Annotated in this window: 28 protein-coding genes; 16 read left to right on the plus strand and 12 right to left on the minus strand. The window is 68.5% G+C overall.

Features of this window, described 5'->3' with window-relative positions; translation table 11 throughout:
• The first annotated feature begins 72 nt into the window (after positions 1-72).
• Genes RWO82_RS08695 through RWO82_RS08710 form a run of 4 tightly spaced genes read left to right on the plus strand, consistent with a single transcriptional unit; the run spans position 73 to position 2,589 of the window.
• Complete coding sequence (locus tag RWO82_RS08695; RefSeq protein ID WP_314425749.1) at positions 73-330, plus strand: hypothetical protein; 258 nt, start codon at positions 73-75, stop codon at positions 328-330.
• A complete protein-coding gene (locus RWO82_RS08700) occupies positions 327-779 on the plus strand; it encodes a BLUF domain-containing protein (RefSeq protein ID WP_314425753.1) in 453 nt (150 codons plus the stop codon). The genes RWO82_RS08695 and RWO82_RS08700 overlap by 4 nt, the downstream gene beginning before the upstream one ends.
• A gap of 32 nt (positions 780-811) precedes the next feature.
• Positions 812-2,458, plus strand: a complete 1,647-nt coding sequence (locus tag RWO82_RS08705; protein ID WP_314425756.1) for a sodium-dependent transporter — start codon at positions 812-814, stop codon at positions 2,456-2,458.
• Entirely contained in the window at positions 2,455-2,589 is a 135-nt protein-coding gene (locus RWO82_RS08710) for a methionine/alanine import family NSS transporter small subunit (RefSeq protein ID WP_314425758.1), read from the plus strand. The genes RWO82_RS08705 and RWO82_RS08710 overlap by 4 nt, the downstream gene beginning before the upstream one ends.
• Before the next feature lie 51 nt (positions 2,590-2,640).
• Here RWO82_RS08710 and RWO82_RS08715 read toward each other — a convergent pair whose 3' ends face one another.
• Positions 2,641-3,303, minus strand: coding sequence for a helix-turn-helix domain-containing protein (locus RWO82_RS08715; RefSeq protein WP_314425760.1), 663 nt, complete (start codon positions 3,301-3,303; stop codon positions 2,641-2,643).
• A gap of 116 nt (positions 3,304-3,419) precedes the next feature.
• On the opposite strand from RWO82_RS08715, the gene RWO82_RS08720 reads away from it, so the two are divergent.
• The 3 genes from RWO82_RS08720 to RWO82_RS08730 are packed head-to-tail and all read left to right on the plus strand — an operon-like array spanning position 3,420 to position 5,182.
• Positions 3,420-3,680, plus strand: coding sequence for a DUF6458 family protein (locus RWO82_RS08720; RefSeq protein WP_314425762.1), 261 nt, complete (start codon positions 3,420-3,422; stop codon positions 3,678-3,680).
• A gap of 6 nt (positions 3,681-3,686) precedes the next feature.
• Positions 3,687-4,370, plus strand: a complete 684-nt coding sequence (locus tag RWO82_RS08725; RefSeq protein WP_314425765.1) for a phosphatase PAP2 family protein — start codon at positions 3,687-3,689, stop codon at positions 4,368-4,370.
• Positions 4,367-5,182, plus strand: a complete 816-nt coding sequence (locus tag RWO82_RS08730; protein WP_399540740.1) for a DUF1206 domain-containing protein — start codon at positions 4,367-4,369, stop codon at positions 5,180-5,182. Before RWO82_RS08725 ends, RWO82_RS08730 begins: the two co-directional genes overlap by 4 nt.
• A 72-nt stretch (positions 5,183-5,254) precedes the next feature.
• Here the strand turns inward: RWO82_RS08730 and RWO82_RS08735 are convergent, their stop codons facing one another.
• The 5 genes from RWO82_RS08735 to RWO82_RS08755 all read right to left on the minus strand — a co-directional run bounded on the left by RWO82_RS08735 (position 5,255) and on the right by RWO82_RS08755 (position 12,439).
• Positions 5,255-7,156, minus strand: a complete 1,902-nt coding sequence (locus RWO82_RS08735) for an ABC transporter ATP-binding protein/permease (protein ID WP_314425767.1) — start codon at positions 7,154-7,156, stop codon at positions 5,255-5,257.
• The gene (locus RWO82_RS08740; protein ID WP_314425769.1) at positions 7,153-8,436 is read right to left on the minus strand and encodes a peptidoglycan-binding domain-containing protein; all 1,284 of its coding nucleotides are present in this window, start codon (positions 8,434-8,436) and stop codon (positions 7,153-7,155) included. Before RWO82_RS08740 ends, RWO82_RS08735 begins: the two co-directional genes overlap by 4 nt.
• On the minus strand, positions 8,433-9,341 hold the full coding sequence (locus tag RWO82_RS08745; protein WP_314425771.1) for a hypothetical protein: 909 nt from the start codon (positions 9,339-9,341) through the stop codon (positions 8,433-8,435). Before RWO82_RS08745 ends, RWO82_RS08740 begins: the two co-directional genes overlap by 4 nt.
• Positions 9,342-9,702: 361 nt before the next feature.
• The gene (locus RWO82_RS08750) at positions 9,703-10,851 is read right to left on the minus strand and encodes a calcium:proton antiporter (RefSeq protein ID WP_314425774.1); all 1,149 of its coding nucleotides are present in this window, start codon (positions 10,849-10,851) and stop codon (positions 9,703-9,705) included.
• A gap of 187 nt (positions 10,852-11,038) precedes the next feature.
• The gene (locus RWO82_RS08755) at positions 11,039-12,439 is read right to left on the minus strand and encodes a threonine/serine exporter family protein (RefSeq protein WP_314425777.1); all 1,401 of its coding nucleotides are present in this window, start codon (positions 12,437-12,439) and stop codon (positions 11,039-11,041) included.
• A 73-nt stretch (positions 12,440-12,512) separates the two neighbouring features.
• Between RWO82_RS08755 and RWO82_RS08760 the strand changes: the two genes are divergently transcribed.
• The gene (locus RWO82_RS08760; RefSeq protein ID WP_314425780.1) at positions 12,513-13,124 is read left to right on the plus strand and encodes a sugar O-acetyltransferase; all 612 of its coding nucleotides are present in this window, start codon (positions 12,513-12,515) and stop codon (positions 13,122-13,124) included.
• A complete protein-coding gene (locus tag RWO82_RS08765; RefSeq protein WP_314425783.1) occupies positions 13,114-13,698 on the plus strand; it encodes a TetR family transcriptional regulator in 585 nt (194 codons plus the stop codon). Before RWO82_RS08760 ends, RWO82_RS08765 begins: the two co-directional genes overlap by 11 nt.
• A gap of 4 nt (positions 13,699-13,702) precedes the next feature.
• Here RWO82_RS08765 and dinB read toward each other — a convergent pair whose 3' ends face one another.
• Positions 13,703-14,899, minus strand: a complete 1,197-nt coding sequence (gene dinB / locus RWO82_RS08770) for a DNA polymerase IV (protein ID WP_314425784.1) — start codon at positions 14,897-14,899, stop codon at positions 13,703-13,705.
• Between the two features lie 156 nt (positions 14,900-15,055).
• Between dinB and RWO82_RS08775 the strand changes: the two genes are divergently transcribed.
• The 5 genes from RWO82_RS08775 to RWO82_RS08795 all read left to right on the plus strand — a co-directional run bounded on the left by RWO82_RS08775 (position 15,056) and on the right by RWO82_RS08795 (position 19,561).
• A complete protein-coding gene (locus RWO82_RS08775; protein ID WP_314425786.1) occupies positions 15,056-16,804 on the plus strand; it encodes a DHA2 family efflux MFS transporter permease subunit in 1,749 nt (582 codons plus the stop codon).
• Between the two features lies 1 nt (position 16,805).
• Entirely contained in the window at positions 16,806-17,261 is a 456-nt protein-coding gene (locus tag RWO82_RS08780; RefSeq protein ID WP_314425787.1) for a MarR family transcriptional regulator, read from the plus strand.
• A 198-nt stretch (positions 17,262-17,459) separates the two neighbouring features.
• Positions 17,460-17,984, plus strand: coding sequence for a MarR family transcriptional regulator (locus tag RWO82_RS08785; RefSeq protein ID WP_314425788.1), 525 nt, complete (start codon positions 17,460-17,462; stop codon positions 17,982-17,984).
• A gap of 61 nt (positions 17,985-18,045) precedes the next feature.
• Positions 18,046-19,137 carry an alkene reductase gene (locus RWO82_RS08790; protein WP_314425790.1) on the plus strand — a complete coding sequence of 364 codons (1,092 nt, stop codon included), beginning with the start codon at positions 18,046-18,048 and terminating at the stop codon, positions 19,135-19,137.
• Positions 19,138-19,300: 163 nt separating this feature from the next.
• The gene (locus RWO82_RS08795; RefSeq protein WP_314425791.1) at positions 19,301-19,561 is read left to right on the plus strand and encodes a hypothetical protein; all 261 of its coding nucleotides are present in this window, start codon (positions 19,301-19,303) and stop codon (positions 19,559-19,561) included.
• 106 nt (positions 19,562-19,667) lie between these two features.
• On the opposite strand, the gene RWO82_RS08800 is transcribed toward RWO82_RS08795, so the two are convergent.
• On the minus strand, positions 19,668-20,105 hold the full coding sequence (locus RWO82_RS08800) for an SRPBCC family protein (protein WP_314425792.1): 438 nt from the start codon (positions 20,103-20,105) through the stop codon (positions 19,668-19,670).
• Between the two features lie 195 nt (positions 20,106-20,300).
• On the opposite strand from RWO82_RS08800, the gene RWO82_RS08805 reads away from it, so the two are divergent.
• Positions 20,301-21,644: a cytochrome P450 gene (locus tag RWO82_RS08805; RefSeq protein ID WP_314425794.1), complete on the plus strand. Its 1,344-nt coding sequence runs from the start codon at positions 20,301-20,303 to the stop codon at positions 21,642-21,644.
• Between the two features lie 5 nt (positions 21,645-21,649).
• Here RWO82_RS08805 and RWO82_RS08810 read toward each other — a convergent pair whose 3' ends face one another.
• Both RWO82_RS08810 and RWO82_RS08815 read right to left on the minus strand, forming a co-directional pair.
• Complete coding sequence (locus RWO82_RS08810; protein ID WP_314425796.1) at positions 21,650-22,633, minus strand: cation transporter; 984 nt, start codon at positions 22,631-22,633, stop codon at positions 21,650-21,652.
• On the minus strand, positions 22,630-23,118 hold the full coding sequence (locus RWO82_RS08815) for a hypothetical protein (RefSeq protein WP_314425799.1): 489 nt from the start codon (positions 23,116-23,118) through the stop codon (positions 22,630-22,632). Before RWO82_RS08815 ends, RWO82_RS08810 begins: the two co-directional genes overlap by 4 nt.
• Positions 23,119-23,229: 111 nt before the next feature.
• Here RWO82_RS08815 and RWO82_RS08820 point away from each other — a divergent pair, with 111 nt between their 5' ends.
• Entirely contained in the window at positions 23,230-24,558 is a 1,329-nt protein-coding gene (locus tag RWO82_RS08820; RefSeq protein ID WP_314425801.1) for a hypothetical protein, read from the plus strand.
• A 368-nt stretch (positions 24,559-24,926) separates the two neighbouring features.
• Here RWO82_RS08820 and RWO82_RS08825 read toward each other — a convergent pair whose 3' ends face one another.
• A complete protein-coding gene (locus RWO82_RS08825; protein WP_314425803.1) occupies positions 24,927-25,478 on the minus strand; it encodes a hypothetical protein in 552 nt (183 codons plus the stop codon).
• Positions 25,475-26,140: a DUF4352 domain-containing protein gene (locus RWO82_RS08830; RefSeq protein ID WP_314425806.1), complete on the minus strand. Its 666-nt coding sequence runs from the start codon at positions 26,138-26,140 to the stop codon at positions 25,475-25,477. The genes RWO82_RS08825 and RWO82_RS08830 overlap by 4 nt, the downstream gene beginning before the upstream one ends.
• Positions 26,141-26,202 lie beyond the last annotated feature (62 nt).

Genomic DNA, 26,202 nt, shown 5'->3' on the forward strand with positions numbered 1-26,202 from the left:
GACGCAATATCACTGATCCCCGCCGCCGTCGAGGGGCGTGGATCCGGCGCCCTCCCGGGTTAGTTTGATGTCATGGATGCAGCATCTCTCTCGCACCGTCAGGCCCTGTGGGCCAGCGTGGCCGACGGGTTCTATGTCGGCAGCAGGGACGGCACGTTCCTCGGTTACGTCGATCGTCGGGCCGACGGCCTGTGGCGCGGTTTCGATTCCGCATCGCGCCCGGTCGGCGACTACGACGACCACCACAGGGCGATGGCGGCGGTGACGGGGGCTGCTGACTCCGACGTCTCCTCCCTCGCTGACGGCGAGCACGAGGAAGGGACGGCATGACCGTGGATCACGCTCTGTTCTCGCTGGTCTACTGCAGCACGGCGACGCGACCCTTCGACGATGTCGAGCTCGCCGAGCTCCTCGCCGGGAGTCGTGAGCACAACCATGCGCAGGGCATCACCGGGATGCTGCTCTACCGCGACGGGGAGTTCGTGCAGATCCTCGAGGGGGACCGGCACGACGTCGAGCAGCTCATGGAGAGGATCGGACGCGATCCCCGCCACACCGATGTGCGCATCCTGCTCGAGGAGCCGCTGCACGAGCGACGGTTCGAGGAGTGGACCATGGGGTATCAGGCCCTCGTCGCGCCGGACCCCGGGCATGCGGAAGGGTTCCGCGATTCGTTCGACGACCTGCGCATGGGGGATCACGACATGATCGGTCGCGCGCTCATGGAACTCACGATGTGGTTCCGTGTGCGCGAGTCCGCCGTGCGGCAGACCGCCTGAGGGGCATGACCGAACTCCGGTATCCTCGGCGCATGGCCACCGCAACGACGCAGACTCCCCAACGCGAGGCATTCGGTTCGCGCAACGTGTTCATCCTGTCGGCGATCGGCTCTGCCGTCGGACTCGGCAACATCTGGCGGTTCCCGTATGTGGCGTACGAGGGCGGTGGGGGCGCGTTCCTCATCCCGTATCTCTGCGCGCTGCTGACCGCCGGCATCCCGCTGCTCTTCTTCGACTACGCGATCGGACACCGTTTCCGCGGTTCGGCACCGCTGGCGTTCCGGCGCATGCACCGCCGAGCCGAACCGCTCGGATGGTGGCAGGTGCTGATCTGTGTGGTCATCGCGGTGTACTACGCCGTGATCATCGCGTGGGCTGCGATGTACACGTGGTTCTCGGCCCAGCTCACGTGGGGACCGGGCAACGAGAACGACTTCTTCTTCATCGACTTCCTCCGCTCGGCCGATGTCGCCGAGGTGGGGGTCTCGACCGAGTTCGTGCCGCAGGTCGGCATCCCGCTGGTCGTCGTCTGGCTGGTGGTCATCATCATCATGGCTCTCGGCGTGAAGCGCGGCATCGGCAGAGCGAACATGATCCTGATGCCGCTGCTCACGGTGATGTTCGCGATCCTCGTGGTGCAGTCGCTCTTCCTCCCCGGAGCGATGGACGGACTCAACGCCTTCTTCACGCCGAACTGGGAAGCGCTCGCAGACCCGGCGGTGTGGGCCTCGGCCTACGGCCACATCTTCTTCTCGCTGTCGGTGGCCTTCGGCATCATGGTCACGTACTCGTCGTACCTGAAGCGGAAGACCGACCTCACGGGTTCCGGTCTCGTCGTGGCCTTCGCGAACTCCGGGTTCGAGATCCTCGCGGGAATCGGCGTGTTCGCCGCGCTCGGATTCATGGCACAGGCCCAGGGCACCGAGGTCGCGGGCGTCGCATCGTCGGGCATCGGGCTCGCCTTCATCGCGTTCCCGACGATCGTGTCGCAGGCGGCGGGAGGCTCCATCATCGGAGTGCTGTTCTTCGGCGCCCTCGTGTTCGCGGGCGTCACCTCGCTGATCTCCATCCTCGAGGTGATCGTGGCCGCGTTGCAGGACAAGCTCGGCTGGGCGCGCATCCGCACGACGCTGACGGTGGCGATCCCGCTGGCGGTCATCTCGATGGCGCTGTTCTCGACGACGACCGCTCTGTCGGTGCTCGACACGGCCGATGCGTTCGTCAACGCGTTCGGCATCATGGCGGTCGCGCTCGTCGCCGTCGTCGTCGTCGCCTGGCTGCTGCACAAGCTCCCGGCGCTCGTCGATCACCTCGACCGTCGCTCGAGCTTCCGCGTGGGGCGCATCTGGATGCTGCTGGTGGGCGCACTCGCGCCGCTGGTGCTCGGGTACCTGCTGGTCACCGAGCTCATCGCCAAGATCTCCGAGCCCTACGGCGGATATCCCGGCTGGTTCGTCGGGGTGTTCGGCTGGGGGATGGTGATCGCCCTGGTGGTGATCGCTCTGCTGCTGTCGGCGCTGCCGTGGGGTGGGCGTTCGCACGCCAAGGACGATCCGGAGTACGACGGCTTCCTGGTCGACGAGGAGTATGAACCGGATCCCGAGACATCGTCGATTCCGGCGGTGCACGGCGCGGATCGTGCGGCGACGGCCACGGCTGAGAAGGGAGCGAGCGCATGACTCCGACAGCGATCGTCATGATGATCGTCGCGATGGTCGCGGTGTGGGGAGGACTCGTCGCCGCGGTCGTCAATCTCGCACGGCATCCGGAGGTCGCGGACGCCGAGCCGGATCCGCCCGTCGAGCTCTGACCCCGCGCGCGGCGGCGTCGGTCACCGGGGCGTGCCTGTCGCGCCGGGGGCCTAGGCCGCGATGAGCCGAGAGGAGAGCGCCCGGATCCGAAGCTGCAGGGTGTCGAACGCCTCGTCGAAGGCGGCGGGCGTGCCGATCCGGGCGGGGTCGCTCACCGACCAGTGCAGGTCGTCGCGCATGTGCGGGCGCTCGTGCGCGTCGTCGCACACCGTGATCACCAGATCCCCGTCGGCGCGGACCTCGTCAATGTGGCGGGGCGGGCGGCTCGAATCGATCGCGAGGCCGTGCCGCAGGGCCGTCGCCGCCGCCAGGGGGCTCACGGACGCCGCGGGGCGGGTGCCGGCGGATGCGACCTCGATCGGGCTGACATCGCGCCAGATCGTCTCGGCCAGCTGCGATCGTGCCGAGTTCGCGGTGCACACGAAGAGCACGCGGCGGGGCGGCTCGACGCTGGGCGGGGCGAGAGTGTCGAAGATCTCGGGGCGCAGGCCGATATAGCTGCGCCGACGGTCGAAATCGGAGCGCGTGCGCGTGATGATGTGCGCGGATTCCAGGACGCCGAGGTGGTGGGCGATGAGATTCGAGCGCAGGGCGAGGGTCGAGCCGATCTCGGAGGAGGAGAGGTCGCCGAGCGTGAGGAGATCGACGATGCGCAGGCGAGTCTGATCGGCGAGGGCGGCGAAGATGGCCACACGGCGTTCGAGCTCAGACATCGTCTCCATCCATACCACGTACGCTGTGCCGTGTCCATGACTACTGACTCAGTGCCTGTTGACCATATGGTGGGGGACGCGAGACCGCAGGGGCGGGCTCGGGGAGGAATGGACACATGGGAATCGGAACCGGAATCGCGCTCGTCGTCATCGGAGCGATCCTCGTCTTCGCGCTCAACATCGACACGGGCGGCTACGTCGACCTCGACCTGATCGGCTACATCCTCATGATCGCCGGCGCGATCGTCTTCCTCATCAGCCTTGTGCTCGTGATGCGCAGCCGCCGCACCGAGACGGTCGACCGCACGGCCGTCGACCCGGCCACCGGCGAGCGCGTCACGCGCCGCAGCATGCGCAACAGCGACCCTCTCGCCTGACCCATCGTGGCAGCTGCCGCACGCGGCACGACGGCCCTCGTCTGGGGGGCCGCGGCGACCCTCGCCTTCATCGCGCTGCGCGCCGTCGTGGCGGTGGGTGGTCATGAACCGCTCCCGGTGGACCACTGGTGGAACGACCTGATGGGCGATCTCACCAGCGACGTGTGGCTGTTCGTGGCGTGGGTCCCCGCCGTCGTGGGCGGCACGGTCGGGATGATCGTGATCGGAGCGCTGCTCATCGCCTGGTTGCTCTGGCGCCGACGCGGATGGGACGCCGCGACGCTCGCGGTCGCGATGGTGGTCGTGGTCGCGATCGGCGCGAGCATGGCCGCCGTGATCGGACGCACGCGACCGGAGGACTCGCTCGCCGAGAGCGTGGCGACCTCGTTCCCGTCCGGACACACTGCCGTCGCGACCACCGTCGTGATGGTCTTGGCGCTCGTCTTCCGGCAGTGGTACGTGTGGGCGGCGGGGCTGGTGTGGGTGCTCACGATGATGTGGAGCCGCACCTATCTGCATGCCCACTGGGTGAGCGATGTGGTGGCCGGCATGCTCGAGGGCGTCGCCGTCGCCACGATCGTGTGGGCCTGCATGTCCCTCTGGCGCACCCGTCGGGCGGCGCGTGCGCACACGCCGCCCTCGGACGACGCGTCGATCAGTCAGCAACCCATCGAAAGAAGCGCGACATGATGAACACCGGTGCATCGGCATCATCCACGGCTCGGGCCGCCCAGGACTCCAAGACGTTCCGCGTCCTGGCCCGAGTCGGCTACGTGGTGCTCGGCATCCTGCACATCCTCATCGGGGGGATCGCGATCTCCATCGCCACCGGCGGGGGAGGGGGGAGCGCCGACCAGGGCGGGGCCCTGCAGCAGATCCAGCAGACTCCCGCCGGGATCTTCCTGCTGTGGCTGATCGTGCTCGGCCTGCTCGCCCTCGCGGTCTGGCAGGTCGCCGAAGCGATCGTCGAGAGCGATCCGGACGCGAAGAAGAAGTGGGCGCATCGCATCAAGTCCGCAGGCACCGCTGTCGCCTACCTCGCGATCGGCGCGACCGCCCTGGTGTACGCGCTGGGCGGGCAGTCGCAGTCCTCGCAGTCCTCACAGTCGTTCAGTGCTCAGCTGCTGTCGGCGCCGGCCGGAGTCGTGCTGCTCGTGCTCGTGGGCCTCGTCGTCGCCGCGATCGGCATCGCCTTCATCGTCCGAGGAGCCACGAAGGCGTTCATGACGCAGCTCGCGCCGCCCAGCGGCACGGCCCGACGCGGCATCGAGGCGTTCGGCATCGCGGGCTACATCGCCAAGGGCATCGCGATCGGTGTGGCGGGGGTGCTCTTCGTCGTGGCAGCGCTCACGCACGACCCGGAGACCGCGGGAGGGCTGGACTCCGCGCTGCGCGCACTCGCCGGTCTGCCCTTCGGCGTCGTGATCCTTTGGGTCGTGGGTGCCGGGCTCGTGCTCTACGGCCTGTTCTGCATCGCGCGCGCGAGATACGCCCGTATGTGAGGAGCGCGCCGCCGACATTGCCCGGCGCTGCCGGTGGTGGTGGGGGTCCTCCGGCCTGACGGATGGCCGAGTTCAGGACGCCCGAAGATTCTCCGCGGGACGCAGCCTGGCTGCGCGGATCGATGCGAAGGCCCCACCGATGCTCGACACGACGACGCCGAGCACGACGGCGAGCGGCATCAACATCAGATCGAAGACCGGCGCCCACCGCTGGCTGATCGTCACCGTCAGGATGGCCATCATGCCGACGAAGAGACCACCGACTCCACCCAGGATGCCGACGTACACGGCTTCGACCGTGGTCAGCATCCCGATGTCGCGCTCCGTCGCACCGAGCGCTTTCCGTAGCCCGATCTCGCCTCTGCGGGCGCCGACACCCATGAGAGTCGTGTTGATCAGAGCTGCGATGGCGACGAGTATCGCAAGAAGCGTAAAGGCAACGAGCGTCGTCTGCACGCCGGCTTCGATCTGAACCCTCAATCGGCTGTCATCCGAGGGAGCGATGATCGAAATCTCGTCCGGAGCGAACGGGTTCAGTGCGCGAGCAAGCTGCGACGCGACCTGAGGAGCAGCGCCTGCCACCGTGGTCACGAGCAGCGTGGCCCCCGGTGCCATGGTGTCTATGCTCGACGCGTCCGCGCCGAGCACGAGTTCGCCCCTCAAGAGCGGGAGTCGTGGGGATTCAGTGATGACGCCGGCGACCACGTACCGTTCTCCAGACACTTCTATGGTGGGAGCCGACGCGACGTCGCCGAGTTCGAGATCCTGGGCGAGCAGATCGCCGATGTAGGCCTCGCCCGGCAGTAGAGGACCGCGGTGCCATCGCGAGTCGTCGATTTCTGCCCTCACTGCCTCTGCAAGATCACCCACCACGATGTGGGGTTGTACCTGTGCGGTCGCTGCGGCCGTCGACACCGCGGTCGCGGGCAGGTCGATGACGACCGCGGCGGCATCCACTCCCGCCACGGCTCGTGCCGTCGCAGGTACATCGGCGAGCGGTGTGGAGTACGGCAAGGGTGTAGCCCACCGAGCGGTCACCTCGCGGTTGAGGTGAGCATCGAATGTCTCAGAGACTTGGGCGTGGGCGGAAGCCGTCAGCCCGAGAGTCGTGATCGACAGCGCGACAGCGATCGTCACGGCGACACACTGCGCGAGTGTCTGGTTCTTCCGCGACGACATCGAGGCCCAGGCATCAGCCAACATGTCTCTGAAGCGAATGGCGGCCTTCGCATCGTCCTGCGGCTCCGCGGCTTCGCCGGTCAGCCCGCTCGCGAGGGTCTCTCTTGTGGCTGGAGAGCCCGTGTCAGAGACCACCTCGCCATCCGAGATGCGGATGATCCGATCCGCGCGAGCCGCGACCTCGGGAGAGTGAGTCACGATGACGACCGCGGCGCCAGCTCTGTTCACTCGCGCGAGCTCGTCGAGAACGAGTTCTGTGTTGACTGAATCGAGGTTGCCTGTGGGCTCGTCCGCGAGGACGAGCTGAGCGTCACCCGCCATCGCGCGCGCGATCGCGATCCTCTGACGCTGCCCACCGGAGAGGGTGGACGTGTTCTGCCACGCAGCGTCATCCAAGCCCACCGCCCTGAGAGCGCGGACCGATTCGTGGTGTCGCCGGCGCGATGCGACTCCGCGGTACAGGAGATTCAGTCCGACGCTGTCGATCGCGGGGCGCTGCTCCAACAGGTGGAAGGCTTGGAAGATGAACGCGATGTGCCGGGATCTCAACCTCGCTGCGGCACCGTGGGAGACCGGGCCCGGTCTTCTTCCGGCGAGGAGATAGTCGCCGGAAGAAGGGTCGTCGAGAAGTCCGAGGAGATTCAGCAGAGTGCTCTTGCCGCCACCGGAAGGGCCGACGATGGCGACGAACTCGCCTTCGTCGATCGTCAACGACACATCACGCAATGCCTGGACCGCAGGGCCCCGCGGCGGCGTATAGATCCGCGAGACACGTCGTAGTTCGATCAACGTCATGAGCCCACCCGAACCTGATCACCGTCCTGAATCGACGATGGGGACAACGGCACGATCGCTGCTCTGCCATCGAGAGTTCCGAGGACCGTGACCTCGACCTCGGTGAACTCACCGCCCGATCGCCTGACCATGACCACCTGATTCGTGTCGCCGCGGTCGATCACCGCGATCGTGGGTACCAGAAGCGCATCCTGGTCCACGATGATCTGCGAAGAGACGACCCGCACCTGTGCGGTGGATGCCTGAATCGGGTCTGAGGGGATCACCGTGACCATCGACGTGCCAGGGGTGTCCTCGCTCCCTTCCCGACCAGCCGCCGTTTCTTCCTGCGGGGGTGATTCGCTCGGCTCGATGCTCGATACGCTCCCCTTCGACACCTGGCCGCCAATCTCGATCGACACCTCGCTTCCCTGAACGATGTGAGCCAGATCCGCGGGTGCGGCCTCAAGGGTCACTATGGTCGTCGTCGACCCGAGAACGATGTCCGTCTCGCCGTCAGCGCCTACTGCAGCGCCCACCGGCAACGCACTCAGCGACGCAGAGGGAAGAACTCCGACGCCGACTATCTCGGCGAAGGGAACGAAGGCGGCGCTCATCGCAGGGGTCGCTCCCGACCCGTCGCCCACCTGTTGGCCTTCGTGTCTCGGGTCGGGGTTCGGCGTGCGTGCGCTCGTCTCGTCTTCACCGTCTCGCGTGGCGGGTGTGTAGCCGTTCCGGGAGTACCAGTCCCGAACAGCTGTCTCGGTGCGCACGCCGAACTCGCCGTCGGCGTGAAGCGAGTACCCCAGAAGCCTCAGTGTCTCCTGGATGGCGACGACGTCGGGACCCTGGTCGCCGAGTCCTACATCACGGTAGAACGGAAACGCGGACTGTACGACGAATACCGGTCGTCCATTGACTTCAGTCAAGACCTGACCGGCGTTCACGGCCGTCCCCTGAGTCACCGGGCGTCCCGTGATCACGGAGCGCAACGCTCCGCTCGGGGCCGCCAAGCTCACGGATTCCTCATTCTCGGCCACCACGCGTCCGGAGAAGACTGTCTGCTGGACCAGCTTGCCCGTCGTGACCGTAGCGAGAATCGGGCCCGACGTAGGCGGAGCAGTCGCCGCATCGCGCTGGGCCGGTGACTGGAAGATCGTTGCAAGTGCCCACCCCGCACCCAGTGCGAGAAGAGCCGAGAGGAGGATGACGAAAGGCGTCATCCTCCTCCTGACCGGCCTCCGAGGAGGCGGGGCGATCTCGTGCTCGATCTCGACGGATGTGAACTCAGCTCCTTTCATCTCGTCGGTGCGTTCTGAGCGATCAGGGTCTTCAGTTCATCGGTATGAGCGACCGCTTCGTCTCGGATTCGGTCGAGCTTGTCGCGGTTGTTCGTGACAAGAGTCTCTTGGGCCGACCATTCGGCTCGATACCGGGCCTCGGTGTAACCGCTGGAATCACGGCATCGAGCGTCGGCTTCGGCAGCGGACAGTTCGTCCGGCGATGCGACCTCGGTCAGGTTGTGGCCATAGATTCCGTACTGCTGCGCCATTTCAAGAGTCGGCATCTCACCCCATGGGTCGTTCGGCAGCTCGAAGGTGACGAACTCCGAGAGGCAAGACCTCCACATCCGCGCTGCATCGCGCACGGCATCCATCGACGAAACCTCATCGCGCGCTTGGATCTCGAGACTTGCGATGTAGTTCAAGCCGTCCGCGGCTGCGACCGTCTTGTCGCTACGCGCGTCCTCACCGCAGCCATCGAAGCGTGATCGAAACTGTTCATCGGGGTCATAGGCATTCGCCCACGTCGTGAATTCCGTCCACGCGACGACGTCGGCCGGGTTCGGTGGCGGAGCGTCGTGATAGCCGAATCGGCGCGCGATGTCCAGATTGAAGATCTTGAGAGCCGAGTCGTTGACTGTCTCAGTCTGAGCGAAATCGGTGTCTTGCCACGGTACGGGCCACTCATAGCCCTGACCTTCGAGACACTTCGCGATCAACAGTTGTTCCGCATAGTTGCTCAGCGACGGGTCGAAGACTTTGAACTCATCCAGAGGCATCGCCCACGTCGATTGATTCTGCACGACGATCGGCGTCGGCTCAGGCTGAGGTGGTGTACAGCCCGCCAACAGCCCCAGTACGCCGGCACAAGCCGCCGCCGAACCGATGACGTGGCGGCGGCACGCGGGTGAACTCAGTTGCACGTGGCGGTTCCCACCTTCGTCAAGCCCGAAGTGAAGTACCCGTAGGAGGTTTCCGTATTTCCCTTGTTGAACACAGAAGTGGTCTTGTTATTGATGTTCCAATTCCGGACGGTTCTTTCCACCATGCGATCCCCCCGGAACGTGGATGTCAGTAGCCTGCAGTCGGGCTCTCGCGTCAGAGTAGACGGCTGGGCGCGGAAGTGAAACGTATATTCCGGAACACCACAACCACCGTTCCGGCATTCCGAAAACGCGCACTGCAGACGCGGCGCCCAGGCGCCGGCGACGAGTGACCACGAGGCTCAACCCGGCCGCCGTCGCGGTCGTGCGGGTGGCGCGTCGCCTCCCCACCCGCACCACCTCAGCTGAACAGGATCAGCACGTACGCCGCGAACGTCACCAGGTGGGCGGCGCCGTGCATGGCGGTGACCCGCTTGGCGCCGAACGTCGTCACCGACAGCAGCAGCGTGACGCCGAGCATGAGCAGATTCGCGGGGGACTCGGCGAGGATCACGGTCTGGCCGGTGAGCATCCCGATGACGAGCACAGCCGGGATCGTGAGCCCCACGGTCGAGACGAGCGCGCCGTGGCAGAGGTTGTTGACCCGCTGGGCCTCTCCGCCGAGCGCCGCGCGCACCGAGGTGATCGACTCGGGAAGGAAGACGATCATCGCGATCAGCACGCCGGCGAGGGCGGGCGGAGCGCCCACGCGTCCGAGTCCGTCGTCGAGCAGGGCGGCCATGTCGTGCGAGAGCAGCACGATCGGGATGACGGTGATCACGAGGAGGGCGAGTCTGACGACGACCTCACGGCGATTCTCGCTGAGCACGGCGGCGATCCCGCTCGATGATCGCGTCTCCTCGTGCGCGGCGGGCAGGTGCAGCCGCGGATCGACCTCGGTGAAGTCGGAGGCCTGAGACCCCATCTGCCGATACAGGAAGAACGCGTACAGGCCGAGCGTCAGGACGATGATCGGGATCGCCTGCCCCGGCGTGTACGAACCGGCGTAGCCGATCAGTGCGGGGAGGGCGAAGGCCAGTGCGCTCAGCACGATGAGCATTGCGAGATACGCCGAGGTGCCGGTGCGGTTGTGAGCCATCCCGCCGCGGCGCAGACCGCCGAGCAGCAGGCACAGCCCGATCACGAGGTTGAGGATGATCATCGCGACCGCCATGACCGAGTCGCGGGCGATCGTCGCGTGCTCGCCGGGGCCGAGCATGACCGCCGAGATCAGAATGACCTCGATCATCACGATCGAGAGGGTCAGCACGAGCGACCCGTAGGGATCGCCCAGTCTGTGGGCCAGTGCTTCCGCCTGCTTCACGACGCCGAACGCGCACGCGATGATCACGGCGATGATGGGCGCGAGCGCGATCATGAGCGTCGGCACAGGCGCCGGCGCGGCGATCATGGGATGGATCAGCAGCAGGACGCCGAAGGCGCCCCACCCGAGGACGATCCGTCCGATGTCGCCGGCGCCGACCAGGCGGGGAGGTGTGGGGTGAGACATCTGCAGCTCCTTCGAGGCGGGGCCGTCCCCGATGAGAGAGGCGTCCGGGTCGTCCCGGCCGCGGTGCTGTGTCAGCGTCCTGCCTCGATGGTACGCGAGCGGCATTCCCCGCGCCTGGTCGGCAGCAGATCAACGGCTGGGCAGGGGCTGTGCGGCATGACGTGCCCGCACGATCGCCGTCGCGTGCTCAGCGTCGCGCGCGGGCCCGGGTCTTCGTGACGCCGTTCAGAGTGGCTCGCACCGGCGTTCCGAGATACAGGCCGAGCGACGCGCCTGAGGCGAGTGCGACGCCGATCACGACCGCGTCGACCAGCGAGCCGCCGATGCCGAGCACGCCGGTGCCGGCGCCTGCCGCATGCACCATCTCGAGCAGGCCCTGGAACACCGCGACTCCGGGCACGAGCGGCACGATCGCCGCGGTCGTCACTGCCACCGACGGCACGTGCAGATTGTGGGCGATCATCACGCCGACGAAGCTCGCGAGCAGGGCTCCGATCGCGCTCGCCGCTGCGGGATGCAGCTGCAGCGACACCATGCCGGAGTATCCGGCGATCGTGATCGCGCTCAGCAGCGCGCTCACCAGGATGATGCGTGTTCCCGCGCCGTTGAAGACCGCGACCGCGACCGCGATGATGATCGCTCCCGCGAACTGGTTCAGAAGCGGTCCGAAGGGTGCAGGGTCGTCGGGCAGGTCCATCGTGAATCCGAGCACGCTGCCGAGCTGGAGGCCGACCAGGATGCCGATCACGACGCCGAGCGTCTGCATGGTCAGGTCGAGGATGCGCCCGCCCGCGGTGAGTGCGAAGCCGTCGATCGCGTCCTGTGCCGCGCCGACCACCGTGAGTCCCGCCAGCATGAGCACGATTCCCGAGGCGACGATGATCGACGGGCGGATGCCGACGAACGGCTCGACGCCTGCCGATCCCAGCGCCGACACGGCGACCGCGACCACGGTCGTGACGAATGCCCCGGCGATCTGGCTGAAGAACAGCGGCACGCGGATGCGTGCGAGACCGGCCTGCGTCACCGCTGCGCCCAGAGCCGCGATGAAGGTGAGGCCGACGATCAGCGGCGAGGCGCCGAGCATGATGCTGACTCCCACTGCGAGCAGTGCGCGTGCCACCACGACCACCGGCTGCTGGTAGCGGAACGGCACGCGACGGATGACGCGGAACGCCGTGCGCGCCGACTCGAGATCGAGGCCGCCGGAGATGTCGGCGACCAGGGCCTGCACCCGCTGGAGCTTGTCGTGGTCCGGCGCGGCCACACGCACGACACGCACCAGGGTCTCAGGCCACACCTCGCCACTGAGGTGGAAGGACACCGTGATCGAGTTGTAGGTGACGTCGACCTGCACGCCGCGCATGCCGTAGGCGTCGCAGACGCGGACGATCGCGAGAGTCACCTCGTGCGCCGAGGCGCCGACCGCGAACATCGCCTCGCCGATGCGCGTCGCGAGGTCGAGCACCCGCGGCACCGTGTGCTCGTCGATCACGGGCATCGCCTCGGTGTGGGCGACGGCGGAAGGGTCGGTGTGCAGGATCCTGCGCACCGAGGCGAGCAGTCGCCGCGGGGGTGTCGGGGACATCCCTCCATTCTTTCATCGGCCGGGACCGGATCCGAATGGGTACGGTCGTACGCATATCGGGTATCCTCGACACATGACGGACCACGGTACGACGGACTACTTCGCAGGCGACCCGCGCACGAACCGGGAGCGCATGCTCGCGGGCGACCTGTACATCGCCGATGACCCCGAGATCGAGCGGCGATCGGCGCGGGCGGCCCGGCTCGCCGATCTCTACCGGCGGCAGACGCTCGCGGGCGACCCCGCCGCTCGCGGATGGCTCGAAGACCTCATCGGCGATCTGGGTGAGGGGGTCGCGATCCGGCCACCGCTGCACGTCGACTACGGTGACCACATCTCGATCGGAGCCCGCACGTTCGTGAACTTCAACCTGACGGCGCTCGACGTCGCGGCGATCACCATCGGCTCGGACTGCCAGATCGGTCCCAACGTGCAGCTGCTCACGCCCACGCATCCGATCGATCCGACCATGCGGCGGGACAAGCTCGAGGCCGCCGAACCGATCACGATCGGCGACAACGTCTGGCTCGGCGGCGGAGTGATCGTCTGCCCGGGAGTCACGATCGGCGACGACAGCGTGATCGGCGCCGGCTCGGTCGTCACCAAGGACATCCCCGCCGGCGTCGTCGCCGTCGGGAGCCCCGCCCGGGTCGTGCGGACGATCGGAAGCGACAGTGTCGTCTGAGCCTGCCGCCGGAACCCGCAGCGGTCGCCGCAACGACCCGGAACGCCGCGAGCGCATCATCAGCGCGTGCCTCGACGTGATCGCCGAGTCCGGGGTCGCCGGGGCCTCGCATCGCCGCATCGCCGCCGCCGCCGGTGTGCCGCTGGGATCCATGACCTACCATTTCGCGGGCATGGACGAGCTGCTGCACGAGGCGTTCACACGGTTCGCCACCGTGGTGAGCTCGCGCTTCGAGGAGCGCATGGAGGCGGCATCCGATCCCGCATCCGCCCGCGCCGCGGTGGTCGCGATCATCCTCGAGGATGTGGCGCGCGGCAGGAACGAGCTCGTGCTGTCGCATGAGCTCTACACGCTCGCCGCACGCGAACCGTCGTATCGCGCGCTGACCACGGCCTGGATGAAGCGGAGTCGCGCCGCGCTCGAACGGCACTTCGACCCCGAGACGGCGCGGCTGCTCGACGCGATGATCGAGGGCGTGTCGATCCACCGTGCTCTCGACGACGAGCCCAGAGGTGTCGCGGAGGTCGAGGACGCGGTCGATCGGATCACCGGAGCGCGCTCCGAGCAGGAGTGACCTCTCACTCGTGCTCGGGCAGCACCGGCGTCGACCACCCCGGATCGCGGCCGAGCTGGGTGGCGCGACCCAGGGACTGCGCGCCGAAGCGGTCGCGGATCGCGTCGAGGGCCGTGTCGATGCGTTCGCCGTCGCCCCAGTCGATCGGCAGCTCGGGCTGCAGATGGGCCGCTCGATCGAGCTGGGTCAACGAGACGCCGATCAGGGTCACCCCTCTCGCCTCGATCTGCGGCAGCGCCGCCGCCAGCAGTGCGCGTGCCACCGAGAGGAGCGTCGCGGTGCGCACGGTGGCGACGCCGACCGTGCGTGACCGTGTGGCCCTCGTGTAGTCGCCGAAGCGCAGACGCAGCACGACCGTGCGGCAGGTGCGCTCGCCGTCGCGCAGCCGCCGGGCGAGGCGGTCGACGATCTGGGTCAGGATGACGTCGAGCTCCTCCGCCGAGCGCGGCGTGGTGCCGAGAGCGCGCTGCGATCCGATCGATCCGCGTCGTCGCGTGCCGTCGACGGGGCGAGGGTCGCGGAGGCGTGCGAGCGCGTGCAGGTGGCCCCCGGTCGCCGACCCCAGCAGTCTCTCGGCGGTCGCGGCTTCGAGCTCGGCGAGTTGACCGACCGTGTGGATGCCGAGGCGATGCAGCTTCTCGGCGGTCACGGCGCCCACGCCCCAGAGGCGCTCGACGGGGAGCGGATGCAGGAACTGCTGCTCGCGATCGGGGTCGACGATGAGCAGGCCGTCGGGCTTGCTGACCGCGCTCGCGACCTTCGCGAGGAACTTCGTGCGGGCGACCCCGACCGAGATCGCGAGCCCCACCTCGGCGCGCACCCGCTCACGCAGACGTGCCGCCACGACTTCGGGAGTGCCGGAGATGCGGCGCAGGCCGCCGACCTCGAGGAACGCCTCGTCGATCGAGATGCCCTCGACGAGCGGCGTCGTGTCCCGGAAGATCGCGAACACGTCTTTGCTGGCTGCGCTGTAGGCGTCCATGCGCGGGGGCACGACCGTGGCGTCGGGGCAGAGCTGCAGCGCCTGGCGTCCGCCCATCGCGGTGCGCACCCCACGGGCCTTGGCCTCATAGCTCGCGGCGAGCACGACCCCGCCGCCCACGATCACCGGTCTGCCGCGCAGGTGAGGCGCGTCGCGCTGCTCGACCGAGGCGTAGAACGCGTCGAGGTCGGCGTGCAGCACGGTGGCTTCGCCCCGCATCGCGGCTCCTCTCGACGGGCAGATGGTCGCACGGACCTCCGACATCGTCGTCGAGCGCGTCTGCGGGAATAGTTGACCAGCATCGACAGTTGCACTAAATCAACGATCAAGATATGGTTGACACCAATCAACTTTCTACACAGGAGCTCTCCCACTGTGACCACCACTTCACACACGTCCGCCCCCGAGGCGGTGCGGTCGCCTCGCGAGGTCTTCACCGCGATCTCCGGCCTCGTCGTCGGCATGTTCGTCGCCGTGCTCTCGGGCACCGTCGTCTCGACGTCGATGCCGGTCATCATCGCCGACCTCGGCGGCACGCAGTCCCAGTACACCTGGGTCATCACCGCGAGCCTGCTGGCGACCGCCGTCTCCACCCCGATCTGGGGCAAGCTGGCCGACCTCGTCGACCGCAAGATCCTCGTGCAGATCTCGCTCATCCTCTTCACCGCCGGCACCGTGATCGCCGGCTTCTCCACCGACACGAACATGCTGATCGGCGTTCGCGTGATCCAGGGGATCGGCGTCGGCGGCTTGATGTCGCTCGTCATGATCGCCGTGGCCCTCATCATCTCGCCGCGCGAGCGCGGCAAGTACATGGGCGTCGTCGGTGGGATCATGGCCCTCGGCACGATCGGCGGCCCGCTGCTCGGCGGGCTCCTGACCGACGTGTGGGGGTGGCGCTCGAATTTCTTCGTGGGAGTGCCGTTCGCGCTTCTCGCCCTCGTGCTGCTGCAGTTCACGCTGCACCTGCCCAAGCCGCAGCGTGATCGCAAGGTCTCGATCGACTACTTCGGCATCGTGCTGCTCGCGGTCGGCGTCTCGACCCTGCTGATCTGGGTGTCGATGGGAGGCAGCCAGTTCGACTGGGACTCGTCGACCAGCATCATGCTCGCCGTCATCGCCGGCGTCGCGATCGCCGCCTTCATCACGGTCGAGTTCTTCGTCACGGAGCCGATCGTGCCGATGTCGCTGTTCCGCAACCGCACCTTCACGCTGTCGGTCGTCGCGTCCATCGCGATCGGCGTCTCGATGTTCGCCACCTCCGTGTTCCTGGCGCAGTACTTCCAGCTCGCTCGGGGTGCCACGCCGACCGAGTCCGGCCTCATGACCATTCCGATGATCGTCGGGCAGATGGGGGCCTCGATCATCATCGGCCAGCTCGTCAGCCGCTTCGGCAAGTGGAAGGGCTGGATGGTCACGGGATCCGTGCTCACCACGGTCGGCGTCTCGCTCATGGCGACGCTGCGCTACGACACCCCGTTCCTGCTCGTCGCGGTGTACATGTTCGTGCTGGGTGCCGGCCTCGGCATGGTGATGCAGAACCTCACCCTCATCGTGCAGAACGACACCGCGCCCCAGCAGCTCGGGGCCGCCTCGTCGAACGTCAACTTCTTCCGCACGATCGCCGGCACCATCGGCGTCACCGTGATGGGGGCCATGCTGTCGACCAGCGTCGCGAACTACATGACCGACGCGCTCAAGGGCTTCACGCCGACCACACCCGACGAGGTCGACGCTCTCACGCATCTCGCCTCGGGCGATGTGCCGAAGGTGACCCAGTTGCCCGACACGATCCGCGCGATCGTCGAGAGCGCCTACGGACACGGCATCGCCGACTCGTTCATCATCGCGATCCCGCTCGCGGTGATCTCGATCATCGCGATCGCGTTCATCAAGAACAAGCCCCTGTCGACCAGGAACGCCGCCGAAGAGCTGCGGGCACAGGCCGAGGAGTCGGTGCTCGAGGTCTCGGAGGCCGAGGTCGGCGGCAACCTCTCCACGGGCGCCATCCGCACCGTGGGAGCCGCATCGGCATCCGCATCCGCACCCACGGCCACCGGCTCGGTGACCGTGATCGATCGCGAGCGCGAAGACGGCCGCGAGGTCCGGGAGCCGAGGGGCTGACATGGCCACGACGGAGGCCGTGACGGCAGCCGAGCTCGAGGACGCGATCGGCGACCTCCAGAGTCATCTGAACCTCATCTTCGCGAGGACTCGGACGCTCTGGAGGGAGTCGGCGGCCCGCATCGCCCCCGAGCTGCAGGTCGGCGGCTACAAGCTGCTGACCTTCATCGAACGAGCCGGCAGCGCCAACGCGCACGAGCTGTCCGAGCGGTTCGAGATGGACAAGTCGGTCATCAGCCGCCAGGTGCGGACGCTCGAGGAGCTGGGTCTCATCGAGTCGCGCCCCGATGAGCGCGACGGTCGTCTGCGCGTGCTCACGGCGACACCGGCCGCGCAGGCCGCGCTCGCCGAACTGCGGCAGGAGCACGGATGGCGACTGCGCGCGGTGCTCGCCGAGCTCGCCCCCGAGGAGATCACCGCCGCGTCGAAGGTGTTCCGGCTTCTGTCCGAGGTCTGAGCGGATCCGCGGTGCGCACACGTGCATGCTGAGAACACGGATGCAGGTCGAGTCCGACGGATTCGACCTGCATCCGTGATTCGGGCATGCAGCAGGCGGGTAGGTAGCAGGCAGTCAGGTAGGTAGGTAGGCAGGCAGGCAGGTAGGCAGGTAGGCAGCGGCCGGGCGGTTCGGATGCTTCGCCGTAAGCTGTGGATCATGAGCGCCTCCGACAGTGCCGACCTCGATGAGGCCGTGTCCCGGGTGGAGCACGAGCTCGGACGACTGTTCGCCCGCATCCGCGTGAGCTGGCGCGAGGCGGCCATCACCGTGCATCCCGACCTCCAGCCGCTGGGCTATCAGGTGCTGATCTCGATCGCGACGGGCAAGGCCACGTCCGCCGGGGCGATCATCGAGCGGCTGCAGACCGACAAGTCGGCCGTGAGCCGCCAGGTGCGTCAGCTCGAACAGCTGGGCCTCGTCGAGAGCGTGCGCGATCCCGAGGATCGCCGCGCTCGGGTCCTGGTCGCCACGCCGCTCGCGCAGGAACGGGTCGCGCTTGCGCGCTCGCGGTACGAGGCGCGCCTCGGTGAGCGCCTGCGTCGATGGTCGGCCGAAGATCTCGACCACTTCACACGCCTGCTCGCCGACCTCGGCGGCGAGACTCCCACGGCGCCGACCGCACCGACCGCACCGGATGCCGCGGATGCATCCGGGCCCTCCGACGTCTCGGACCGGCACTGAGGTCGATCGCCGACTCGCTGAGTGGGGAATACCCGACGGGCAGCGCGCCTTAGCCCTCAGTGTGAGCCTTTACCAGTCCGCCGTCTTCGGCGCCCTTCCGCTGTCCACCCGCGTCGTCATGGCGCCGCTGACCCGCACCCGCGCCGACGACGACGGCGTGCCGACCGAGACGATGGTGGAGTACTACCGTCAGCGCGCAGGATTCGGCCTCATCCTCACTGAGGGCACGTGGCCCGCGGCCGAGGGGAAGTCGTACTCGGGGCAGCCCGGCATCGTGACACCCGAGCAGATCGAGGGCTGGCGTCGCATCGCGGATGCCGTGCACGAGGCCGGCGGCACGATCGTGATGCAGCTCATGCACGGTGGACGCGTCTCGCACCCGGCGATCTCGGGGCAGCCGCGCGTCGTCGCTCCGAGCGCGCTCGCGGCCCCGGGGGAGACCCACACTCCCGAGGGCAAGGCCGCCATGCCGGTGGCGCACGCCCTGACTCTCGACGAGATCCCCGAGGTGGTCGAGCAGTTCGCGCAGGCGGCGCGCAACGCGATCGCCGCGGGGCTCGACGGCGTCGAGGTGCACGGTGCCAACGGCTACCTCGTGCACGAGTTCCTGTCGCCGGTGTCGAACGTCCGCGACGATCTGTACGGCGGGTCTCCCGAGAACCGCGCACGGTTCGCGATCGAGGTCGTCGAGGCGGTGGCTGCAGCCGTCGGAGCGGATCGCACCGGCATCCGCCTCTCGCCCCAGCACAACATCCAGGGCGTCCTCGAGGAGGACGCCGACGATGCGCTCGCGACCTACCTGGCTCTCGCCGAGGGCATCGCCCCCCTCGGTCTCGCCTTCATCGACGTGCTCAGCGCCGCGCCGACGAGTGAGCTCGTGCAGCGCATCCGTCGCACGGCCGGCGCGCCCATGATCGTCAATTCGGGCTTCGCTGCGCCGACCACCCGCGACGAGGCCGAGACGCTGGTATCGGAGGAGTGGGCGGATGCCGTGGCCGCAGGCCGACCGGCGATCGCGAACCCCGATCTGGTCGAGCGCTGGCGTCAGGATGCCGAGCTCAACGAGCCGCGCCCCGCGCTGTTCTACGGCCGCACCGCCGACGGGTACACGGACTATCCGTCGCTCGAGGTCGCGCGCGCCGACGCCGGCTGAGGTCGCCCGCGCCGCCGACGAACGCCTCGCGCGTCGGTTGCACGACCGGGGAGATCATGCAAGGCCCTTCAGGGTTCGGGCTGTGCTCTCTAGCGTTCTGTGCAGAGGCGGTTTCACGCTTGCAGAAAGGGCGGTTCCTCGTCTCCCGATCAATGGGGAGAACATGACGCAGCAGACCCGGATCGCTTTCGACGACGATCGGTACATCCTCGCGCCCGAGCAGGACCTCGTGGACCTGATGGAGCGCATCGAGAGCGCGGCGAAATCGGGGCCGACCTTCGTCGACTTCATGGCAGGGGATCGCCTGGTGAGTGTCCTCGTCTGCTCGTCGACGCGGGTCGTCGTGACGGTGCGACCCGAACGCTCCGTGGAGGATTCGCGCTACCTTCCGATCGCCGTGGAGCCTCTGGACTGGGACTACTGACTGCGGCGCAGACGCCGGGCGCCGGTCGGTGCTCGCGACCAGCGTCGGGCCGCTCGGGAGTCACCGAGCCTCCACGGCACGTCCGAGCGCACGGCGGTGATCCGACTCAGTCGGCCTTGCCCTCGGCGAGGTACGCGAGGCGGTGCAGTGTCTCGGCATTGCGCCAGCGCAGCAGGGGAGCGGTGACCACGCTCGGCAGGAGGGTCGCGGGGCCGCTCACCGGCTCTTCGTCGATGCGCACCATCGCTCCGCCGCCGTAATCGCGCACGCGCAGCGTCACGCGCGCTTCGCCGATCGGCCATCCTTTCGCGCGCATCACCATCCGGTGCGGCGGGTCCCACTCCTCGACCACCGTGGTGTCGTCGAGCAGTGCGGGCCAGACGCCCACCGAGTGATGCAGTTCGGCGCCCGGCTGCGGCCAGGAATCATCCACGGCGCGCATGCGCGAGGCGCCGACCACCCACGCCGGATACAGCCAGGCGTCCGCCAGCACGCGGAACACGTCGTCGGGATGGCAGTTCATGGTGCGGATGTTCTTGGCCATGTCGGCTCCTTCTCTCGGGCGCGTGTGCTCGCATCGCTGTCAGCATGGTGCGGTCTGCGAGGCGATCGACACAGGGGGTTGACGCGGCGGATGCGCGGCCCCGCTGCGCCACGACGTGCGACACCCGCGCTAGCACATGACCGGCATCCGCGCCTCCCCCTGGAACGACGACGACGCGTCTGCGAACGTCGGGGCATGGCACTCTCCGACATCCCCGCACGCGCGGCGCGTCGCCTCGGCGGTCTCGCACACGACGACGCTCCCGCGCTGCTCACCCGCGGTTACGGCTTCGGTCCATGGATCTGGCGACGGGTGCGGCCGGGGGCACGGTCGGCTCCGATGCGCCTGCTCGGCGACGACACCGTGTTCGTGCGCGGAGTCGAAGGCGTCGAGCTCTTCTACGACGCGAGCCGCATCGCCCGCGCGGGCGCCATGCCGTCGCTCGTGCAGGAGAGCCTGTTCGGACACGGCTCGGTGCACAGCCTCGACGGGGATGCCCACACCCACCGCAAGGCCACGTTCGTCGACGTCGCCTACGACGACGAACAGGTGGCACGCCTGACCCCGTGGCTCGAGCGCGAGTGGCAGAGCGAGCGACAGGCGTGGCTCGACGGCGGCACTCGCAGCGCCTACGACGCGGCCGTCGGCGCGCTGGGGCGCGCGGTCATGGCGTGGGCGGGCGTGCCAGGAACCGCAGCCGCCCGCACACGCTGGGCGGCACGGCTCGCGCAGATCGTCGACGGCTTCGGCTCGCCCTACTCGCCCGCGTACCTGGCCGCTCTCGCGAACCGGTGGTGGTCGGACCGACACTCCGCCCGACTCATCGAGGCCGTCCGGCACGGCGCACTCCGGGTCGAGCCGGGAACCGCGCTCGAGCAGTGGGCGCACCACCGCGACCGGGACGGCGAGTTGCTGCCCTCTCGCATCGCGGGCGTCGAGCTGCAGAACAGCATCCGTCCGATGATCGCGGTCGCCCGCTTCGTGGCGTTCGCGGCGAAGGCGCTCACCGAGCACCCCGAGTGGCGCGCCCGCATCGCCGCCGAGGCCGCCGAGCGGGGCGCGATCGTCGGGGGACCGCTGTCGGTCATGTTCGCGCAGGAGATCCGGCGAACCTCTCCGTTCGTGCCGATGCTGCCGGGCTGGGCGATCGCCGACATCGAGCTCGACGGGCAGCGAGTCGACGCAGGAGGCCGCGTCGTGCTCGACATCCTCGGCACCAACACCGACGGCCGCTTCTGGGCACGGCCCGAGCTGTTCGATCCCGAGCGCTTCTGCGACGTCGGCGGCGACTACGAACAGCTCGCCGCGTTCATCCCGCACGGCGGGGCCGACGTCGCCACCGGCCACCGGTGCCCCGGCGAGAAGCTCGCGATCGCCGGCCTCGCCGCCGCCATCACCGTGCTGAGCGACCCGGAGCTGCGCATCCTCGACGACGGCCTCGACGTCGACCTCCGGCGCCTGCCGACCAAGCCCCGCTCCGGTGGAAAGGTGCGGTCGGCGTCCGCGCCGGCATCCGGCGGGTGCCCCTTCCACCGGTAGCGGCGTCACTGTCGCCCTGACGTGTCCGCTCCGTCCGGGATGCGGTCGATCGGCACGACGACGATCTCCTGCACCTTCCAGTCGAGGTCAGCGATGCGCTGCGACAGGTCTGTCGTCTGCTGCAGCGACACCGAGCCCTTGCGGGGCACGACGAAGGCCTCGATGTGGAACACCTGACCCTGGTCGCGCATCCGGACGCCCGCCTCCTTCACCCAGGGACGAGAGCGCATGGTCGACAGCACATCGCGGGCGAGCGGATGCGGATGCGAGCTGTCGTAGGTCCTGGCCCGCTGATCCATCAGATCGATCACCGCGGTCTTCGTGTTTCGCCATCCGTCCCAGATGATGCCGAGTGAGATCACCAGGGCTGCCGCGCCGTCGAGCCACCATACGCCGGCACCCACGCCCAGCACGCCGACGATCGAGGCGACCGTGGTCTGCCAGTCGGCCTTCGCCATGTCGGCATCGGCGTACAGCAGCTTGTTGTGCAGCACGGGTGCGAGCTTCGCCTTGGCCGGGCCGTAGAAGAAGACCGGTCCGACGATCACGACCGCCATCACGGCCACCATCAGCCAGCCGAGCCAGATCGTCTGGCCGAACAGCTGCACGGTGCCGATCGTCGGATGCTCCCCTGCGATGAGCCCGATCACGGCCTCGACGGCCAGGTTGAGCCCGACGGTCAGCAGAGCCACGCCGGCCACGAGATGCCCGATGCCCATGACCCGGTGAAGACCGTAGGGGTGCGTCACCGTCGGTCGACGCCGTACGAAGATCAGCGCGATCAGGAAGGCGAACTGGGGAATGAGCGAGAGCATGTCCTCGATCCATGCTGTGCGCATCGCCTGCGAATTGCCGACCACGAGCGCGATCGCCGCGATCGTGACCGAGGTGTAGGCGATCGTGAACCATTCCCACCTCACCGCCGACCGCAGCGCCCGCTGCTGCTCGTCGGGCAGCTCGGTACGACCGATGCGAGTGACGCGCGTCATCCGCCGACCTCCTGGTCGAGGTATTGCTCGAGCGCGCTGAGCAGAGCGTTCTCGCCGAGCGGCACGAGCATCACGATCGATCGACCGTCGGCACCGTCGATGCCCGGGTATCCGCGACTGACACCCGCCCGGTCGACCCAGGGCGTCTGATCGGTGAAGCCTCCCGCCACCAGGTCGAGATCACCGCGCTCGAGCATCGTGACGAGGGTCTCCTCCGATGCGATGGTCCAGTCGACGTCGGCGTCTATGCTGTCGGCGAATCCCGTCACCAGGTCGGGGACGCTGCCGGTCGGCGGCTCGGTGTCGTCCGACACGAGTCCCGGATCCGGCGAGGTCCCCACCTTGAGCTCGCCGCCCGACACGTTCTGCAGGCTCCCGTCGGGATCGGTCGGAACGGTCAGGCCGCACCCCGAGATCGCGGCGACCAGTGCGATCGCCGTGATCGCGCCGATCGCGCGGCCTGGGTGGACGCTTCGTAGGTTCACCGTGTCATGGTCGCGACGCCCGGCGCGGTCTGCAATGAGGTTGACGACGGACCGGGGCGTGACTAGGGGCCGAGGTGACGCGCGCGGGACACCCGGGATACCGTAGGGCTCATGTCACAGGCTCTGCGCACATTCGGGCGCATCATCGCACGGCACGGTGTCGCGCTCGCGGCCTGGTATCTCGGGGGTGAGGCCCTGCACCGGCTGCTGGTGGAGCTCGCGGGTTTCGTGGGCGGGCACACGTCGCTCGGCGGCCTTCTGCTGCTGCCGCTGGCGGTGGGGGCCCGGCTCTTCGCCTACGTCGCGATGTACCTCACGGTGCGGCCCTCGCTGCCGCACAGCCGCCGAGAGGATGCAGGAGGACCGCGCGAGTTCGCGTCGGCGACTCTTTCGGCGATCCTCCCGTTCTTCGCGTTCTACACCGCCTGGGGTCTGCTCGACGCCGACCTGATCGACTTCTTCCGCATCGCCGTCGCGGTCGGCCTCGAGAGCACCGGTCTCGACGCCACTCAGCTCGGCGACCGAGGGGGACTGATCGCGGTCGGCGTGCTGCCGGTCACGGTGCTGGTCGTCGCGCTGATCGCCCGGGTCATGTTCACCCGCTTCGCGGCGCGTCTGCCGAGGTGGACCGTCGTGCTCGCCGTCTACACCGAGGTGCTCTGGACCTTCATGCTGTTCGTGCTGGTGGCGCGGTGGTGGAGCGGAGTGCTCGGGTGGTTCTCCGAGCGCACTGCGGTCGCCTGGCTGCAGGGGTTCGGCGACTGGTTCGCGGTCAACCTGTCGCCTGTCGCGGCGGTGTGGGAGGGAGCCACCTGGCTCTTCGGCGTCGTGGTCGCCGCGCTCCTCGTGCCCGCCGCGTGGCTCACGGTGGCGGGGGTCATCTTCGGCACCGCGTTCGACTCCACTCCGTCGTTCCCTCGGTGGGCGGGCGGGCCGCGTGGTGCCATGCGGGGAGCGATGATGAGCGTCGCCCGGACGCTCGTGATGCGGCTCGAGGGACTCTGGGCGGCGGTCACGGTGGTCTGGCGCGGCGGGCCGCTGCTGTTCGGATCGTTCGTGCTCGCCTATGCGTGCTGGAGCCTCGCCGAGCAGATCGCGACCCGCGGCGCCCTGGAGCTCATCGGCGGTCACGACGTGCGCTTCTGGGCGGGAGTGTTCCCGCTCGTGAGCGTCGGGATCGCGGCGATCGCCGAGCCGCTGCGCGTGGCGATCGTCGCGACGGCTTACGACAGCGTGATCGGGCGCCCGAGAGCCGGACTCGAAACGCGTCCGACCGGGATCGACGAGTCCTCAGTGGTCGATGAGTCCTCAGGGGTCGACAGTGAAGCGGGCGACGTCGGAATCGTCGCCCTCGATGTCGAGCACGAACGGCCCTTGGGCGTCGTCGGGGAGCAGGAAGACCAGCAGGATGCGGTGAGACGCGGGCTCCGCGGCACATGAGGTGCTGCCCGAGTCGGAGGGCACGTCGAGGCCGTCGCGCGAGCTCACCCACGTGCGTGACGACGAGGGTTCGGTGAGGGTCGCGGACCCACAGGATGCGGCATCCGGGCCCCCGCTCGCGGTCAGTCGGATGCTCAGCGAGCGCGAATCGCTGGGGGCATCGAACTCTCCCCATTCGACGAAGCCGAGTTCGAGCTCCTGGCCCGAGATGACCGCCCCGGACCCGGCCTCGATCACGCGGTCGGGCTGGCGGATGCTCGGCAGCACGTCGAGCCAGACATAGGCGCCGATCACCGCGATGGCGGCGACGGCCGCCGCGAGCAGAGCGGTGCGCTGCGTACGCCACCAGTCCTTCGCGCGATCCGGGTTCATTCCGCGCTCCATTCCGGCGCGTGGAGCTGCGCGCTCGGCGTGCGCGAAAGGTCGCCGAGTTCGAGCGAGATCACCACGAGGTCGTCGAGCTCGGGTGTGGAGTACGACGGCGCGAGCCGCAGCTCGGCGGTGCCGCTGTCGAGACCCGACGGCAGCTCGAAGGCGAGCATGCCCGCGGTGTCGGTGCCCACGCGCAGCGCAGTGCCGGTCAGAGAGGTCGACGGACGCTCACTCGCCTGGAACACGCGGCCGTCGACGGCGAGGGTCGCGAGCTGGATCGTGGCGTCGACCTCGGTCGAGGCGGCTGAGGCGTCCAGCGTGAGGACCAGCCAGTTCCCCTCGGCGCTCCATCCCGACTCCTGCACCTCGTCGGCGAAGCTCGCGCCCGTGACGGTCGCGATGATCGAACGCGAGGCGACGGTGTCGCGGGCCGTGCCGTGCACCGTCATCGGACCCACCACGTCTTCGTCGTTGGGTGTCGCGGCCGTCACGAGGCCGGCACCCAGCACGAGTGCGGCGCCCACGATCCACGGCAGCGCGCGTCTCATGTCGCCTCGCTCAGGGCGACGGCGACGCGGGCGGCGACGTCGCCGGCCCGCCAGGTCACCACGCGCGACGACAGGATCACCGCACCGGTGCTGATCACCGCTTCGTGCACGTCGAGCGACACCGTGTCACCCGTCATCGCGTCCTCGGGAATCGGCCAGGCGATCATGACCTCGGCGGGCACACCGGGCTGCAGATAGACCTGCCCGGCGGAGCCGTCTGCGCGCCAGACGTAGGCGCTGTCTGTCGGCTCGACCCCCGCGAGGTCGAGAAGAGGCTCATCGTGGTTCACGAGGTTCGTGTCGATGCGATCGGCCGTCGTGCCGACACCGATCGGATCGTCGGTGAGGTTCTCCATCGCGAGGGTCAAGACGAGCAGCACCTCGCCGTCTTCCGCGTCGAGGTACTCGGATTCCACTTCGCGCGTGAGCTCGGCCTCGCGCACCGTCACGCTGAGCTGCCCGGTGCGCACCTCGTCGCCCGCTGCCACGACTCGCGGCGCTGCGACCGCCCGAGCGAACCCCCCGGTCGCGATCACCACGATGAGCAGTGCGGCGACCGCCGCGCCGGCTGCCCACGTCCAGCGGGGGAGGTCGCCGATCGCGTGCGCCCAGCGGGATGCGATCGCGCGCACGCCGCCGGTCCTGTCCCCCCTGATGGTCACGAGGTCAGCCTAGCGAGGCCGGTGTTGTCGGCGTCGGTCACGGGTGTCGGCTGAGGGCGTTC

The sequence above is a fragment of the uncultured Microbacterium sp. genome (genome assembly GCF_963521645.1).
Classification (GTDB): Bacteria; Actinomycetota; Actinomycetes; order Actinomycetales; family Microbacteriaceae; genus Microbacterium.

Bases quoted from the DNA above. Each gene is read 5' to 3' on its own strand.
- RWO82_RS08695 (WP_314425749.1), top strand. From the start codon at position 73: ATGGATGCAGCATCTCTCTCGCACCGTCAGGCCCTGTGGGCCAGCGTG.
- RWO82_RS08805 (WP_314425794.1), top strand. From the start codon at position 20,301: ATGGCACTCTCCGACATCCCCGCACGCGCGGCGCGTCGCCTCGGCGGT.
- RWO82_RS08780 (WP_314425787.1), top strand. From the start codon at position 16,806: ATGGCCACGACGGAGGCCGTGACGGCAGCCGAGCTCGAGGACGCGATC.
- RWO82_RS08700 (WP_314425753.1), top strand. From the start codon at position 327: ATGACCGTGGATCACGCTCTGTTCTCGCTGGTCTACTGCAGCACGGCG.
- RWO82_RS08735 (WP_314425767.1), bottom strand. From the start codon at position 7,156: ATGACGTTGATCGAACTACGACGTGTCTCGCGGATCTATACGCCGCCG.
- RWO82_RS08705 (WP_314425756.1), top strand. From the start codon at position 812: ATGGCCACCGCAACGACGCAGACTCCCCAACGCGAGGCATTCGGTTCG.
- RWO82_RS08760 (WP_314425780.1), top strand. From the start codon at position 12,513: ATGACGGACCACGGTACGACGGACTACTTCGCAGGCGACCCGCGCACG.
- RWO82_RS08810 (WP_314425796.1), bottom strand. From the start codon at position 22,633: ATGACGCGCGTCACTCGCATCGGTCGTACCGAGCTGCCCGACGAGCAG.
- dinB (WP_314425784.1), bottom strand. From the start codon at position 14,899: ATGCGGGGCGAAGCCACCGTGCTGCACGCCGACCTCGACGCGTTCTAC.
- RWO82_RS08755 (WP_314425777.1), bottom strand. From the start codon at position 12,439: ATGTCCCCGACACCCCCGCGGCGACTGCTCGCCTCGGTGCGCAGGATC.
- RWO82_RS08750 (WP_314425774.1), bottom strand. From the start codon at position 10,851: ATGTCTCACCCCACACCTCCCCGCCTGGTCGGCGCCGGCGACATCGGA.
- RWO82_RS08730 (WP_399540740.1), top strand. From the start codon at position 4,367: ATGATGAACACCGGTGCATCGGCATCATCCACGGCTCGGGCCGCCCAG.
- RWO82_RS08715 (WP_314425760.1), bottom strand. From the start codon at position 3,303: ATGTCTGAGCTCGAACGCCGTGTGGCCATCTTCGCCGCCCTCGCCGAT.
- RWO82_RS08795 (WP_314425791.1), top strand. From the start codon at position 19,301: ATGACGCAGCAGACCCGGATCGCTTTCGACGACGATCGGTACATCCTC.
- RWO82_RS08720 (WP_314425762.1), top strand. From the start codon at position 3,420: ATGGGAATCGGAACCGGAATCGCGCTCGTCGTCATCGGAGCGATCCTC.
- RWO82_RS08740 (WP_314425769.1), bottom strand. From the start codon at position 8,436: ATGAAAGGAGCTGAGTTCACATCCGTCGAGATCGAGCACGAGATCGCC.
- RWO82_RS08710 (WP_314425758.1), top strand. From the start codon at position 2,455: ATGACTCCGACAGCGATCGTCATGATGATCGTCGCGATGGTCGCGGTG.
- RWO82_RS08800 (WP_314425792.1), bottom strand. From the start codon at position 20,105: ATGGCCAAGAACATCCGCACCATGAACTGCCATCCCGACGACGTGTTC.
- RWO82_RS08825 (WP_314425803.1), bottom strand. From the start codon at position 25,478: ATGAGACGCGCGCTGCCGTGGATCGTGGGCGCCGCACTCGTGCTGGGT.
- RWO82_RS08820 (WP_314425801.1), top strand. From the start codon at position 23,230: ATGTCACAGGCTCTGCGCACATTCGGGCGCATCATCGCACGGCACGGT.
- RWO82_RS08785 (WP_314425788.1), top strand. From the start codon at position 17,460: ATGAGCGCCTCCGACAGTGCCGACCTCGATGAGGCCGTGTCCCGGGTG.